13 protein-coding genes are annotated in these 13,826 nt (G+C 61.9%); 9 read left to right on the top strand and 4 right to left on the bottom strand.

Annotation, left to right across the window (positions count from 1 at the left end; genetic code table 11):
• Positions 1–13: 13 nt before the first annotated feature.
• Positions 14–568 (top strand): RNA polymerase factor sigma-70, encoded by a 555-nt coding sequence (locus AC27VU_RS15235; RefSeq protein ID WP_003226680.1) that lies wholly within the window; start codon positions 14–16, stop codon positions 566–568.
• Positions 569–701: 133 nt separating this feature from the next.
• Here AC27VU_RS15235 and AC27VU_RS15230 read toward each other — a convergent pair whose 3' ends face one another.
• The 3 genes from AC27VU_RS15230 to AC27VU_RS15220 all read right to left on the bottom strand — a co-directional run bounded on the left by AC27VU_RS15230 (position 702) and on the right by AC27VU_RS15220 (position 3,314).
• Complete coding sequence (locus AC27VU_RS15230; protein WP_488724362.1) at positions 702–1,715, bottom strand: GNAT family N-acetyltransferase; 1,014 nt, start codon at positions 1,713–1,715, stop codon at positions 702–704.
• Positions 1,716–1,799: 84 nt separating this feature from the next.
• The gene (locus tag AC27VU_RS15225; RefSeq protein WP_488724361.1) at positions 1,800–2,597 is read right to left on the bottom strand and encodes a substrate-binding periplasmic protein; all 798 of its coding nucleotides are present in this window, start codon (positions 2,595–2,597) and stop codon (positions 1,800–1,802) included.
• A gap of 93 nt (positions 2,598–2,690) precedes the next feature.
• The gene (locus tag AC27VU_RS15220; RefSeq protein ID WP_045122564.1) at positions 2,691–3,314 is read right to left on the bottom strand and encodes a TetR/AcrR family transcriptional regulator; all 624 of its coding nucleotides are present in this window, start codon (positions 3,312–3,314) and stop codon (positions 2,691–2,693) included.
• Positions 3,315–3,497: 183 nt separating this feature from the next.
• Here AC27VU_RS15220 and AC27VU_RS15215 point away from each other — a divergent pair, with 183 nt between their 5' ends.
• From AC27VU_RS15215 to ppnP, 8 genes are all read left to right on the top strand, one after another.
• Positions 3,498–5,288, top strand: a complete 1,791-nt coding sequence (locus AC27VU_RS15215; RefSeq protein ID WP_488724360.1) for an acyclic terpene utilization AtuA family protein — start codon at positions 3,498–3,500, stop codon at positions 5,286–5,288.
• A gap of 12 nt (positions 5,289–5,300) precedes the next feature.
• Positions 5,301–6,170 carry an SDR family oxidoreductase gene (locus AC27VU_RS15210; protein WP_488724359.1) on the top strand — a complete coding sequence of 290 codons (870 nt, stop codon included), beginning with the start codon at positions 5,301–5,303 and terminating at the stop codon, positions 6,168–6,170.
• 3 nt (positions 6,171–6,173) lie between these two features.
• Complete coding sequence (gene atuC / locus AC27VU_RS15205; RefSeq protein ID WP_488724358.1) at positions 6,174–7,790, top strand: geranyl-CoA carboxylase subunit beta; 1,617 nt, start codon at positions 6,174–6,176, stop codon at positions 7,788–7,790.
• A 30-nt stretch (positions 7,791–7,820) separates the two neighbouring features.
• A complete protein-coding gene (gene atuD, locus AC27VU_RS15200; RefSeq protein ID WP_003226692.1) occupies positions 7,821–8,978 on the top strand; it encodes a citronellyl-CoA dehydrogenase in 1,158 nt (385 codons plus the stop codon).
• Positions 8,975–9,772: an enoyl-CoA hydratase/isomerase family protein gene (locus AC27VU_RS15195; protein ID WP_488724357.1), complete on the top strand. Its 798-nt coding sequence runs from the start codon at positions 8,975–8,977 to the stop codon at positions 9,770–9,772. Before atuD ends, AC27VU_RS15195 begins: the two co-directional genes overlap by 4 nt.
• 118 nt (positions 9,773–9,890) lie before the next feature.
• Positions 9,891–11,852 carry an acetyl/propionyl/methylcrotonyl-CoA carboxylase subunit alpha gene (locus AC27VU_RS15190; protein WP_488724356.1) on the top strand — a complete coding sequence of 654 codons (1,962 nt, stop codon included), beginning with the start codon at positions 9,891–9,893 and terminating at the stop codon, positions 11,850–11,852.
• A 70-nt stretch (positions 11,853–11,922) separates the two neighbouring features.
• On the top strand, positions 11,923–12,465 hold the full coding sequence (locus AC27VU_RS15185; RefSeq protein WP_003226699.1) for a 3'-5' exonuclease: 543 nt from the start codon (positions 11,923–11,925) through the stop codon (positions 12,463–12,465).
• 114 nt (positions 12,466–12,579) lie between these two features.
• Positions 12,580–12,864, top strand: coding sequence for a pyrimidine/purine nucleoside phosphorylase (ppnP, locus tag AC27VU_RS15180; protein ID WP_003226701.1), 285 nt, complete (start codon positions 12,580–12,582; stop codon positions 12,862–12,864).
• A 73-nt stretch (positions 12,865–12,937) separates the two neighbouring features.
• Here the strand turns inward: ppnP and AC27VU_RS15175 are convergent, their stop codons facing one another.
• A complete protein-coding gene (locus AC27VU_RS15175; protein WP_003226703.1) occupies positions 12,938–13,744 on the bottom strand; it encodes an MOSC domain-containing protein in 807 nt (268 codons plus the stop codon).
• Positions 13,745–13,826 lie beyond the last annotated feature (82 nt).

The following is a 13,826-nucleotide window of genomic DNA, read 5'->3' as shown; positions in this document are numbered from 1 at the left end:
CAAGGTGATTTCCATGACGGAACAAGTATCCACAAGCAGGTGCGATTCACCGCTACTTCAGGCCTTCGTCGACAATCGACTGATTCTGGTGAAGATTGCAGCCCGCATTACCGGCTGCCGTTCGCGCGCCGAAGACGTGGTTCAGGATGCGTTCTTCCGGCTGCAGTCGGCTCCACCGATCACGTCGTCAATCAAGGCTCAATTGAGTTACCTGTTCCAGATCGTGCGCAATCTGGCCATCGATCACTACCGCAAACAGGCGCTGGAGCAGAAATACGCAGGCCCGGAAGAGGAAGGGTTGAACGTGGTCATTCAAGGCGCTTCGCCAGAAACCTCGCACATCAATTTCTCGACACTGGAACACATCGCCGACGCCCTCACCGAACTGCCCAGCCGCACCCGCTACGCCTTCGAGATGTACCGCCTGCACGGGGTGCCGCAAAAGGACATCGCCAAGGAACTCGGCGTCTCGCCGACCCTGGTCAACTTCATGATTCGTGATGCGCTGGTGCACTGCCGCAAGGTGTCGGGCAGTCGTGGGGATGCGGCTTCGATGGGTCGTCGCTAAGCCCTGAATTCGGCGTCAAGCCATTCGCGAGCAAGCCCGCTCCCACATTTGACCGGCGTACACAGGTCGATGTGGGAGCGGGCTTGCTCGCGAATGCGGCCTCAAGATCACGTAGATCTTTGAGGCCTGAACCTCAGGCCAGCTTGCACCGATCGAAAAACCGCTCACGCCCCAGAATCATCAGCGCCGCACGCTTGTGCGGGAAGTCGAATTCCTTCTCGCAGTGGAAGCACTGGTTGTGCATGTGGCCGATCATCTTCGCGTTGTCGGCACGCGGTTCGGCAACCACGCGCTGAGTGCGCGAATCATCCAGAAACAGGTAGTGCACCAGGGCCGACAACCAACTCGCGACTTTGTGCGGGCCACGGTGATTCTCCTCCCCCACCAGCATGTGAATGCCACGGTCGTAATTGTCGGCGTCGTAGAACGGCGCAATACGATCTTCCTTGGCCCAGTAGGCTTCGAAATAGGCAAACGGCTGATCGTCGAAACAACCGATCAGCGTCAGGGTGTGCGGATCGGCGTCGAGCTTGCTCAGGTATTCGCGATGCTGCTCAAGACTGCCCTCCTCCTGCCAGAAACTGGCGACCCGCGGACTGTTCTGCCAACGGTTGAAACGCGCCAGATCCTGCTCGATTTCCACCGTGCGCAGGGAAATCCACGCCCCGAGGCGTGCATCGAAGCGCCGATAGACTTCACCGCGCGGCTTCACCGGGCGCAGCGGATGGCGTTTGCCCTGGCTGATCACCATTTGCTGCGGGTAGCTGCCGCTCAACGAGGTACCGAGCCATGGCTGCGGCAGTTGCCAGAACAGTGTGCGTTCGCAGCGATACTCACCGGCCACCTCGGTACTCACCAGCAAACCGCTGAGCAAGGCTTCGGTCGGTGGCTGATCCAGCTGCCAGAGCAACTGCTGGCGCTCCGGCTCACGGGCGAACAACCAGTAACAGGCCGCCCACAACGTCAGGCCGGGCGGCAGGGCAAAACGCTCATCGAGCTGAATCGGGCCGTTGCCGTCACGATCCATACGCAGGCGAATCAGCGGTTGCCCGTCCAGGCTCAGGCTTAGACGGCTTTCAGTTGCATCGGCTACCAATTGGCTGCCCGAAGGCAAGGCCAGGGCAGTCAGGTCATTCAGATTGGACATGGGTCGGGCTCACGATAATCGTCGACAGTTCAACGATGGGACGTGAGCCAGGGGAGGAAATTTAGCCGCCGGGGTGAAAAACGCTCAGGGGTGCGGCACCGGCACCACGGCAATCTTGTACGGCTCGAAGATTTTCAGCATCTGGCCGTTGTTGCGCAGCCCCTGCAGTAACTTGCTGAACGCCTCGCCGGTGATCGGTGCGCTCGGGCGCAAAATGGCGTAGTGGTGATAAATCTGATCGATGCGCTGCGACACCAACAGCTCATCTTTAACCTTTTCATTGCGCTTCAGATAATCGAACAGGTATGAGCGCGTCACCAAGGCAATGTCGGCGCGCCCGCGCAGAACCATCAACAGGTTGCTGTCGTGGGAATAGGTCAGCGTGGCGTTGAACGTATCAGCAAGGTATTTGGGATCGGCATTGAAGTTGGCAAACTCATAGTGATAACCGCTGTACAGCGCCAGGCGCTTGCCCTTGAGATCGGCGAAATAGTTTTCCTGGCGAGCATCTTTGCGTTGCGCGACAAAAATCTCGGCATCTTCCAAGCCCATATCGACCGTGGTATGTAGAATGTCCTTCCAGCCCCACTCGGGGTTTTCGAAGATGGCCATGTCGGTGCGACCTTCCTTCAGATCGCCGAAACGCCGGGGAATCGAGGTCGGTACCAAGACAAACTGATAGTCCGTCTGCAACGCGTTGAGCGCTTCGACCAATTCCGGCAGCAGCCCGGTATCGGCGCCGCTTTCCGGGCGAATGGTGTAAGGGGGAAAGTGCGCGGCGCCCACTCGAACCAGTTGCGCCGCCTGCGCAGGCAACCCTGAAAATGCCGTCAGCGCGACGAGTACCAGACCCGTGGCCGTCCGAATTGGCGAAGACTTCAAAACACCCCACTCCCCGAAAAAATACCGATCAATGCATTCAAGCTAGGCGGTTTCGCCCAGTTAGCCAGTTTCCCGACCTTATAGAAAAATGGGTTAACGCTCTTCGAGCACCAGAATCAGCGCTTCATCGGCCAACTGATCGAGGCTCAGGCTGCCGCCGGCACGGAACCAGGTGGTGGTCCAGGACAGCGCGCCGGTGAGAAAACGTCGGGTAACGAATACGTCGCCACGGATAAAACCGGCCTCCTTGGCTTCCCCCAGCACCTGCAGCCAGATGTCCTCGTAGACGTCGCGCAGGGCCAGCACCCGGGCCTGACCGTCTTCGGACAACGAGCGCCATTCGTAGACCAGCACCGCCATGGCTTCGCCGCTGCCGCCCATGATCGATTGCAATTCGCAGCGGATCAGCGCCAGCACCCGCTCGCGGACATTGGTGGCTTCGGCCAGCGCGGCGCGCATCAGCGCGGTGTTGTAGCGGATGGTCTCCTCCATCACCGCACGGAGGATTTCATCCTTGCTTTTGAAGTGATGAAAAATGCTCCCGGACTGAATCCCCACCGCCCCCGCCAGGTCACGCACCGTCGTGCGCTCGTAGCCCTTGTTGCGGAACAGGTGAGCCGCCACTTGCAGCAGTTTGCCGCGGGCACTGTCAGGGTCGGTCAACTGGCCTTGGTCGACCAGTTCGCGCATGACCCTCAGGGCTTTTTGCTCGTCCACCCGTTCTCTCCTACAGTCGATCAGTCTGTTGCCCCCTGAACACGCAGGGTTGCGCGCAATTTAAGCCGCGGGCCGCAACCAAGCAAGCGCTTGGGCAGAAGATATTTCAGTGGTTTACAAACCAAGCGCTTGCTTGGTAGCCTCCAGACACTTCTGTCGCAGGTCCCTGAGTCGGAGATAAAAATGCCCACCACCGTTCGGATCGGATGCGCCAGCGCATTCTGGGGTGACACCAATACTGCCGCCGCACAACTTGTGGCCGGCGGTCAGCTGGATTATCTGGTGTTCGATTACCTGGCCGAGATCACCATGTCGATCATGGCCGGCGCCCGTATGAAGGACCCGCAGGCCGGGTTCGCCGGGGACTTCGTCGAAGTGCTCGCGCCGCTGCTGCCGCAGTTGGCTGAACAGAAAATCCGCGTCATCAGCAATGCCGGCGGGATCAATCCAAAAGCCTGTGCCGCCGCCCTGCAAGCCGCCTGCGACAAGGCCGGGGTCAAGCTGAAAATCGCCGTGCTGCTCGGCGATGACCTGCAACCGCAATTCAAGCAACTTGCCGCCCAAGGCATCCACGAAATGTTCAACGGCACGCCGCTGCCGCCGATGTGCGTATCGACCAACGCCTACCTCGGCGCACCGGGCATCGTCGAAGCCCTGCGCCTGGGCGCCGACATCGTCATCACCGGGCGCGTGGTCGACAGCGCGGTGGTCAGTGCGGCGCTGGTACATGAATTCGGCTGGGCGTGGCACGACTACGACAAACTGGCCCAGGCCGCGCTGGCCGGGCACATCATCGAATGCGGCGCGCAATGCACCGGTGGCAACTTCACCGACTGGCGCGACGTGCCGGATTACGAACACATCGGTTTCCCCATCGTCGAAGTCAGCGCCGACGGCCAGTTCATCGTCAGTAAACCCGAAGGCTCCGGCGGATTGGTGACGCCGCTGACAGTTGGCGAGCAGATGCTTTATGAAATCGGTGATCCGCAGGCGTATCTGTTGCCGGATGTGGTCTGCGATTTCACTCAGGTCAAACTGCAGCAACAGGGCAAAAACGCCGTGCACGTCCACGGCGCCAAAGGCCTGCCGCCCAGCGATAAATACAAGGTCAGCGCAACCTGGCCGGACGGTTTCCGCTGCACCGCCAGTTGCCTGATCGCCGGTATCGATGCGGTGGACAAGGCGCGGCGCGTCAGTCAGGCAATCATCGACAAGACTGCAGAAATGTTCAGCCAGCGCGGCTGGCCACCCTACACCGAAGTCGACATCGAACTGCTCGGCAGCGAAGCCACTTACGGCCCGCACGGCCAGCGTCGTGACAGCCGCGAGGTGGTGATCAAACTCGCGGTGCGCCATCCACTGAAACCGGCGCTGATCCTGTTCTCCCGGGAAATCGCCCAGGCTGCCACCGGCATGGCTCCGGGGCTGACCGGCATCGTCGGCGGACGGCCGACGGTATATCCGTTGATTCGCCTGTTCTCGTTCCTGATCGATAAAAACGCCTGCACCCTGCAAGTCGATATGGCCGGTGAACAGCACCCCTGCGCCCTGCCCGCGCAAACACCACTCGACAGCCACGATCTGCCCACCCCCGACCAGCCACCGAAACCCCAGGGCCGCGCCGACGCCAGTGTGCCGTTGGTGAAACTGGCGGTGGCGCGCTCCGGCGACAAGGGCAACCACAGCAACATCGGCGTCTTGCCGCGCCGCCCCGAATACCTGCCGTGGATCGCCGAAGCGCTGACCCCGGCAGTGATTGTCGACTGGATGAGCCACGTGCTCGACCCGATTCATGGCCGGGTCGAGCGCTGGTACCTGCCCGGCACCCACAGCCTGAATTTCCTGCTGGAAAACGCCCTCGGTGGTGGCGGTGTCGCGAGTCTGCGTATCGATCCACAGGGCAAGGCCTTCGCCCAGCAGTTGCTGGAAATCCAGATCCCGGTGCCGCAGAGCATCGCCGAACAGCTCGACTAGAGGATTCGCGTCATGGCTTATGAGTCAATTTTCCGTACCGATCTGTTCAGCGGCCAGAACATCATCGTCACCGGTGGCGGCAGCGGCATCGGGCGCTGCACCGCGCATGAACTGGCGGCGCTCGGGGCCAATGTGCTGCTGGTCGGGCGCAAGCCGGAAAAACTGCAAAAGGTCGCCGCTGAAATCACCGAAGACGGTGGCCGCGCGCACTGGCAAGCCTGCGATATCCGTGATGAGGAAGCGGTGAAACAACTGGTCACTGAGTTGATCGCCGAACACGGGCCGATCCACGGTCTGGTCAACAATGCCGGCGGCCAGTACCCGTCGCCACTGGCCTCGATCAATCAGAAAGGCTTCGAAACCGTGCTGCGGACCAATCTGGTCGGCGGCTTCCTGATGGCCCGGGAAGTGTTCAACCAGTCGATGAGCAAGCACGGTGGCAACATCGTCAACATGCTCGCCGACATGTGGGGCGGCATGCCCGGCATGGGCCATTCCGGCGCGGCACGTTCGGGGATGGACAACTTCACCAAGACCGCCGCGTTCGAATGGGGTTACGCCGGGGTGCGGGTCAATGCAGTGGCGCCGGGCTGGATCGCGTCCAGCGGCATGGATACTTATGAGGGCGCGTTCAAAGCAGTGATCCCGACCCTGCGCGAACATGTGCCGCTCAAGCGCATCGGTACCGAATCGGAAGTCAGTGCGGCGATCGTTTTCCTGCTCAGTCCGGCGGCGGCGTTCATCAGCGGCAGCACCTTGAAAATCGATGGCGCGGCCAGTCTCGGCAGCCGCGCATGGCCGTTGCACAAGGCGAGCCACAGCGAGTCGTTCAACGGTTTCCATCGGGCGTACTTGCCCGACGTCCTCAAGGACAAGGAGTAAGCCATGCCGCAGATCCAGTCCCAACTCGATCCGTACAGTGAGGCCTTCGCCCGCAATCAGACGGCGATGCTCACGGCCATCGAGCACGTCCAGCAACTGGAACAGAACCTGCTGAACAAGGCTGCCGAAGCCAAGGCGAAATTCGACAAGCGCGGGCAACTGCTGCCCCGCGAACGCCTGAATCTGCTGCTCGACCCCGGCGCACCGTTCCTCGAACTGGCGAGCCTGGCCGGCTACAAACTGCACGACGACAAGGACGGCAGCGCCGCCGGCGGTGGCCTGATTGCCGGCATCGGTTACGTGTCCGGCATACGCGCGATGGTGGTGGCCAACAACAGCGCGATCAAGGGCGGCACCATTTCCCCGACTGGCCTGAAAAAGTCCCTGCGCCTGCAACAGATCGCCCAGGAAAACAAACTGCCGGTGATCACCCTCGCCGAAAGCGGCGGGGCCAACCTCAACTATGCCGCGGAGATTTTCGTCGAGGGTGCGCGCAGCTTTGCCAATCAGGCGCGGATGTCGGCCATGGGCCTGCCGCAAATTACCGTGGTGCACGGTTCGGCCACGGCGGGTGGCGCGTATCAACCGGGGCTATCGGATTACGTGGTGGTGGTACGCGGCAAGGCCAAGCTGTTTCTTGCCGGGCCGCCGCTGCTCAAAGCCGCGACGGGCGAGGTCGCCACCGATGAAGAGCTGGGCGGCGCCGAGATGCACGCGCAAGTCGCCGGCACCGCCGAGTACCTGGCCGAGAACGATGCCGATGGCGTGCGGCTGGTGCGCGAGATCCTGCGCATGCTGCCGTGGAACGAGCAACTGCCGTGGCTGCCCGAGCCGCAATACAAGGCGCCGCTGTACCCGATCGACGAACTGCTCGGACTGATCCCCGACGACCCGAAAAAACCCTACGACGTGCGCGAAATCATTGCGCGGATTGCCGATGAATCCGAGTTCCTTGAATTCAAGGGCGAGTTCGATCAACACACCGTTTGCGGCCAACTGAAAATCCACGGTCGCGCCTGCGGTTTGATCGGCAACAACGGCCCGATCACCCCCGCTGGGGCGAGCAAGGCCGCGCAGTTCATTCAGCTGTGTGACCAGAGTCAGACGCCGCTGCTGTTTTTCCACAACACCACCGGGTTCATGGTCGGCACCGAGTCCGAGCAGCAAGGCGTGATCAAACACGGCTCGAAACTGATTCAAGCGGTGGCCAATGCGCGAGTGCCTAAACTGACGATTGTCGTCGGCGGTTCCTACGGTGCCGGCAATTACGCGATGTGCGGGCGCGGTCTCGATCCACGCTTCATTTTTGCCTGGCCCAACAGCCGCACCGCGGTGATGGGCGGCGCGCAGGCCGGCAAGGTGCTGCGTATTGTCACCGAGGCCAAACAGCTCAAGGAGGGACTGGTGCCGGACCCGAAAATGCTCGATATGCTCGAACAGGTCACCGCGCAGAAACTCGACAGCCAGTCCACCGCGCTCTACGGCAGCGCCAACCTGTGGGACGACGGCCTGATCGATCCGCGCGATACGCGCACCCTGCTCGGTTACCTGCTGGATATCTGCCACGAAGCCGACATCCGCACGCTGCAACCCAACAGCTTCGGCGTCAGCCGCTTCTGACTGCCACGGATCCCAAGGAGAACAATAAAAATGATCTTCACCCCGGAACACGAAGCACTGCGCCGCACCGTCCGCCAATTCGTCGAGCACGAAATCAACCCGCACGTCGATGAATGGGAACAGGCCGGGCGCTTTCCGATCCACGAGATTTTCCGCAAGGCCGGCGACCTCGGGTTGCTGGGAATTTCCAAACCGGAAAAATTCGGTGGCATGGGCCTCGACTACAGCTATTCGATTGTCGCCGCCGAAGAGTTTGGCACCATCCACTGCGGCGGCATTCCGATGTCGATCGGCGTACAGACCGACATGTGCACCCCGGCGCTGGCCCGCTTCGGCTCCGATGAATTGCGCGACGAATTCCTCCGCCCCGCGATTAGCGGCGAGCAGGTCGGCTGCATCGGAGTCTCGGAAGTCGGTGCCGGCTCCGACGTCGCCGGGCTCAAGACCAGCGCGCGCAAGGACGGCGACGACTACGTGATCAACGGCAGCAAGATGTGGATCACCAATTCACCGAGTGCCGACTTCATCTGCCTGCTGGCCAACACCTCGGACGACAAGCCGCACATCAACAAGTCGCTGATCATGGTGCCGATGAACACCCCGGGCATCAGCCTCAGCTCGCACCTGGACAAGCTCGGCATGCGCAGCTCGGAAACCGCCCAGGTGTTTTTCGATAACGTGCGTGTGCCGCAGCGCAACCGCATCGGCCACGAAGGCGCCGGGTTCATGATGCAGATGCTGCAGTTCCAGGAAGAACGCCTGTTCGGCGCGGCGAACATGATCAAGGGCCTGGAATATTGCGTCGACAGCACCATCGAGTACTGCAAGGAGCGCAAGACCTTCGGCAACGCGCTGATCGACAATCAGGTGATTCACTTCCGCCTCGCCGAATTGCAGACCGAAATCGAATGCCTGCGGGCGCTGGTCTATCAGGCCACCGAGCAGTATGTGAAGGGCCAGGACGTCACACGCCTGGCGTCGATGGCCAAGCTCAAGGCCGGACGCCTCGGTCGTGAAGTCAGCGACAGCTGTCTGCAATATTGGGGCGGCATGGGCTTCATGTGGGACAACCCGGTGGCCCGCGCCTATCGCGATGTGCGGCTGGTGTCGATTGGCGGCGGCGCCGACGAAATCATGCTGGGGATCATCTGCAAACTGATGGGCATCCTGCCGGGGAAAAAGAAATGAGCGCCCTGCCCGACTGCCAGACGCTGCTGCTGGAACAGCACGGCGGCGTGCTGCACATCACCCTCAATCGCCCGGAAAGCCGCAATGCGATGAGCCTGCAAATGGTCGCCGAGCTGCGTGCGGTGCTGGCGGCGGTGCGCGATGACCGCGGGGTGCGCGCTCTGGTCCTCAGCGGTGCCGGTGGGCATTTCTGTGCGGGTGGCGACATCAAGGACATGGCCAATGCCCGTGCCCAAGGGGCCGACGCTTACCGCGAGTTGAACCGCGCCTTTGGAGCCCTGCTGCAAGAAGCTCAGGACGCACCACAAGTGCTGATCACCGTGCTGCAGGGCGCAGTGCTCGGTGGTGGTTTCGGGCTGGCATGTGTCAGCGATATCGCAATGGCCGACCATCAAGCGCAATTCGGTCTGCCGGAAACCAGCCTCGGTTTGCTACCGGCGCAGATCGCTCCGTTCGTGGTGCAACGCATAGGCCTGACCGAGACTCGCCGTCTGGCACTGACCGCCGCGCGCTTCGATGGCCATCAGGCCCGGCGGTTGGGGCTGGTGCATTTTGTCGAGCAGGATCCGCAAGCGCTGGCCGAACGCCTCGATGAAGTGATCGACCATGTTCTGTGCTGCGCGCCCGAAGCGAACGCGGCAACCAAAAAGCTGCTGCTGGCCAGTGCCGGGCAGCCTTCGAGTGAATTGCTGGATGAAGCGGCGCGGTGGTTCAGCGAAGCGGTGACCGGGGCCGAAGGGATCGAGGGCACCATGGCTTTTGTGCAAAAACGTAAACCGAAGTGGGCCCCTTAAAAGCTTCGCGAGCAGGCTCGCTCCCACAGGTTTTGTGAACGATGCAAATTCCTTGTGGGAGCGAGCCTGCTCGCGAAGAGGCCAGACAACCCACCGCCAAATACTCAGGAAGATCAACATGCCCGTCATCCACAAAATCCTGATCGCCAACCGCGGTGAAATCGCCTGCCGCATCCAGCGCACCGCCCAGGCCCTCGGCTATCGCACCGTTGCCGTATTCAGCGATGCCGACGCCAATGCCCTGCACGTGCAGATGGCTGATCAAGCCGTGAACATCGGCGCCGCCCCGGTGCAGCAGTCCTACCTGAACATCCCGGCGATCCTCGACGCCGCCCGCCGCAGCGGTGCCGACGCGATTCATCCCGGCTATGGCTTCCTCTCGGAAAATGCCGAATTCGCCCGCGCCTGCGCAGCGGCCAATCTGACCTTCATCGGCCCCAGCGCCGAGGCCATCGAACTGATGGGCAGCAAGCGCCTGTCGAAAATCGCCATGCTCGAAGCCGGCGTACCGTGTATCGCCGGCTATCAAGGCGCCGTGCAGGACGACGCCACGTTGCTGCGCGAGGCCGAGCGCATTGGCTACCCGCTGATGATCAAGGCCAGCGCCGGCGGCGGTGGACGCGGCATGCGCCTGGTGCACAGCAGCGAGGAGTTGCCGGCGCAATTGCGCACCGCTCGCTCCGAGGCGCTGAACGGTTTCGGCAGTGATGAGCTGATCCTCGAACAGGCGCTGATCGAACCACGGCACGTCGAGGTGCAACTGTTCGGCGATCATCACGGCAACCTGATCTACCTCGGCGAGCGCGACTGCTCGGTGCAGCGCCGCCATCAGAAAGTCATCGAGGAAGCACCCTGCCCGGTGATGACCCACGAGTTGCGCCAGGCCATGGGCGAAGCGGCGCTCAAGGCTGGTCGAGCGGTGAATTACCTAGGTGCCGGCACCGTCGAGTTTCTGCTCGATGCCCGTGGGCAGTTCTACTTTCTGGAAATGAACACGCGTCTGCAGGTCGAGCATCCGGTGACCGAGTTGATCACCGGGCAGGATCTGGTCGCCTGGCAATTGGCCGTCGCCGAAGGGCAGCCGCTGCCGTTGACTCAGGATCAGGTCGCGCTGAACGGCCACGCCATGGAAGTGCGTCTGTATGCCGAAGATCCGACGCAGAATTTCCTGCCGCAGACCGGTCGTGTCCAGGCCTGGGAACCGGCGGTGAGTCCTGGGGCGCGGATCGATCACGGCTTGCGCGAAGGTCAGTGGGTCAGCCCGTTCTACGACCCGATGCTCGGCAAACTGATTGCCCACGGCGCCACCCGCGAAGAAGCGCGGCGCAAACTGTTGCGCGCGGTGCAGGACAGCGTGCTGCTCGGCGTGCAGACCAATCAGCGTTTGCTGGTCAGCCTGCTGCAACATCCTCAGTTCATCAGCGGCGAGTTCAGCACCGCGTTCATCGCGCAGCACTTCACTGACCACCCTTGCCTGCATGTTTACGCACCCACCGCCGAAGAACTGGCCATCGCCGCCGTGCTGTTTTATCAGTCTGGCGCGCGGGCGCATCGTGCGCCACTCAAGGGCTGGCGCAACAATGCCGGCGTGCCGCTCAATTTCCGTCTCGGTGTGGAAGAACGGGACTGGACCTTGCAACTGCTTGCGGACGGCGCTGGCCGATTCACCGTGAACGTGATGCAGCGCGCGCTGGCGCTGACCGTCATCGATTGCGACGAGCGCGCGGTGACGCTGGAAGTCGACGGCCTGCGCCAGCGTCACGCCTATCGGGTCGATGGTGAAGAACTCTGGCTGTTCACCCACCCCGGCAGCCTGCGCCTGGAGGATCGAACTCATGCGCTCATCAGCAGTCAGAGCAGCGTCAGCTCCGGCACACTCAAGGCGCCGATGGACGGTGCCATCGTCGACGTGCTGGTCAGCGAAGGCAGCACGGTCAGCAAGGGTCAGTTGCTGGTGGTGCTGGAGGCAATGAAAATGGAGCACCCGCTCAAGGCCGGCATCGACGGCGTGCTCAAGCGGGTGCAGGTCAAGGTCGGCGATCAGGTAAAAAATCGTCAGGTTCTGTTGCAGGTCGAGTGAGTCGCCAGGCGCAAACGCGAGGTTTGACTACGCTCTGATCTATCAGGACGCGTAAATCAGGAAACCTGCGATGCCCCATTGGCTGGTCATTGATCTGGAAGCCACCACAGATGAAGGTGGCTGGCCGGTTACGGAAATGGAAATCATCGAAATCGGCGCGACGCTGGTCGATCGTGCCGGTCGCGAGCAGGATCACTTTCAGCGGTTCGTCAAACCGACCCGGCGGCCGTTGCTGACGCCGTTCTGTCGGGAGCTCACCCACATCACCCAAGCCAACATCGACGCCGCGCAGCCGTTGAGCGAGGTCTGGCCGGCGTTCGAACGCTGGCTCGGGCAACACCAGACGCGCCTCGAGGGCTGGGCCAGTTGGGGCGATTACGACCGCAAGCAATTGCTCCAGGAGTGGCAACGCCTGCAACTCGACAGCGTACTGAGCCGGGTGCAGCACATGAACCTCAAACAGCGCTTTGCCAAGGCGCGGCGACTGGAACGACCGTTGGGCCTGAACGGCGCGCTGCAACTGGCCGGCATGCAGTTCAGCGGTCAACAGCATCGGGCCCTGGAAGATGCGCGCAACACCGCGCGGTTGCTGCCGCTGGTCTTGCCACTCTGAAGTCAGGGCGAGAACTCGCCGGACACGCCCCGGGCAGGTGACGGCGCCGGGAGCCTTGTGCATACTGGCCGGCCCTTTTTAACCCTTTTAAGCCCCATTCAAGAGGAATCGCCCATGTTCAAAGTCAACGAGTACTTCGACGGCACCGTCAAGTCGATCGCTTTTGGCACCGCTGAAGGCCCGGCGACCATCGGCGTCATGGCCCCGGGCGAATACGAATTCGGCACCGCTCAGCGCGAAATCATGCACGTGGTCTCCGGCGCACTGACCGTCAAACTGCCGGACAGCAGCGACTGGGAAACCTTCGCCGCCGGCAGCCAGTTCAACGTACCGGCCAACAGCAAGTTCCAGCTGAAAGTCGCCGTTGATACCGCTTACCTGTGCGAATACCGCGGCTAAGCCCACGGGTTTTTCCCGGTGCAAAAAAATGCCCGTGTCCATGGACACGGGCATTTTTCATTGCTGGCCTCGATTATTCGAGGATTTCCACCGGCATACCGACTTCCAGTCGACCATTGCTGTCGTTGACCAGATTCTGCCCGAACATCGCGCCATCGGCCTGGGCGCGGTACTTCTGCAAGGTCGCCAGCGGTTCGCGATCGGCACTGCGCTCCCCGGTCTGCGGATCGATGGTGGTCAGGATGCAGCGCGAGCACGGCTTGACCACCCGGAATTCGACAGCGCCGATGCGAATGCGCTTCCAGCCATCTTCGGCGAACGCCGCACTGCCTTCGATCACCAGATTCGGCCGGAAACGCAACATCTCCAGCGGTCGTCCGACCTTTTGCACCAGATCCTGCAACGACGCCTCACCAATCAGCAATAGCGGGAAACCGTCGGCGAATGCCACCTGATCATCCTCGCGGCCATAACCGGCCTGCGTCATGCGCGCGCGATCAAGTGGCACCTGCACCAGACGGGTCGGCTTGCCGATGAAATCGCTGACCCAGCGGGCCGCTTCATCACCGGCATCCGGCACGCGCAGGGTGTCACGCCAGATGGTCACGCCGCGCAGCTCGGCATCGTCCTCGGGCAACGGGATATCCAGCGCGGTGTGGTCAGGCGCACTGAGGGTCAGACCGCCCTGCGCATTCCACAGCGCCGAGAGCTGGCTCATTTTCGCTTCGGCCCGTTGGGTCAGGAAGCGGCCGCTGGCCTCGTCTACCAGCATCCAGCGTCGGTCACCTTCCAGGCCCAGTTTATCCAGGCCAATCGATTGCAGAATCTCGGGCTTGCCGGATTTCAACGGGTAACGATAAAGCGCACTCAGACGCAGCATGTCCAGCTTCCTGATGGGCAAAAAAGCCACCCTATACGAGCTTTATCTGTGAATCAAAGGCAGAGTTCGGGCACTGCACGAC

The organism is Pseudomonas sp. 14P5.3.2 (genome assembly GCF_057799175.1).
The sequence above is the reverse complement of the archived record's forward strand: the minus strand, read 5'-3'. Positions and strand labels throughout refer to the sequence as shown.

Excerpts from the sequence above, each read along its gene's own strand:
- AC27VU_RS15185 (WP_003226699.1), top strand. The coding sequence starts at position 11,923 with ATGCCCCATTGGCTGGTCATTGATCTGGAAGCCACCACAGATGAAGGT.
- AC27VU_RS15190 (WP_488724356.1), top strand. The coding sequence starts at position 9,891 with ATGCCCGTCATCCACAAAATCCTGATCGCCAACCGCGGTGAAATCGCC.
- AC27VU_RS15230 (WP_488724362.1), bottom strand. The coding sequence starts at position 1,715 with ATGTCCAATCTGAATGACCTGACTGCCCTGGCCTTGCCTTCGGGCAGC.
- ppnP (WP_003226701.1), top strand. The coding sequence starts at position 12,580 with ATGTTCAAAGTCAACGAGTACTTCGACGGCACCGTCAAGTCGATCGCT.
- AC27VU_RS15235 (WP_003226680.1), top strand. The coding sequence starts at position 14 with ATGACGGAACAAGTATCCACAAGCAGGTGCGATTCACCGCTACTTCAG.
- AC27VU_RS15195 (WP_488724357.1), top strand. The coding sequence starts at position 8,975 with ATGAGCGCCCTGCCCGACTGCCAGACGCTGCTGCTGGAACAGCACGGC.
- atuD (WP_003226692.1), top strand. The coding sequence starts at position 7,821 with ATGATCTTCACCCCGGAACACGAAGCACTGCGCCGCACCGTCCGCCAA.
- AC27VU_RS15210 (WP_488724359.1), top strand. The coding sequence starts at position 5,301 with ATGGCTTATGAGTCAATTTTCCGTACCGATCTGTTCAGCGGCCAGAAC.
- AC27VU_RS15175 (WP_003226703.1), bottom strand. The coding sequence starts at position 13,744 with ATGCTGCGTCTGAGTGCGCTTTATCGTTACCCGTTGAAATCCGGCAAG.
- atuC (WP_488724358.1), top strand. The coding sequence starts at position 6,174 with ATGCCGCAGATCCAGTCCCAACTCGATCCGTACAGTGAGGCCTTCGCC.
- AC27VU_RS15215 (WP_488724360.1), top strand. The coding sequence starts at position 3,498 with ATGCCCACCACCGTTCGGATCGGATGCGCCAGCGCATTCTGGGGTGAC.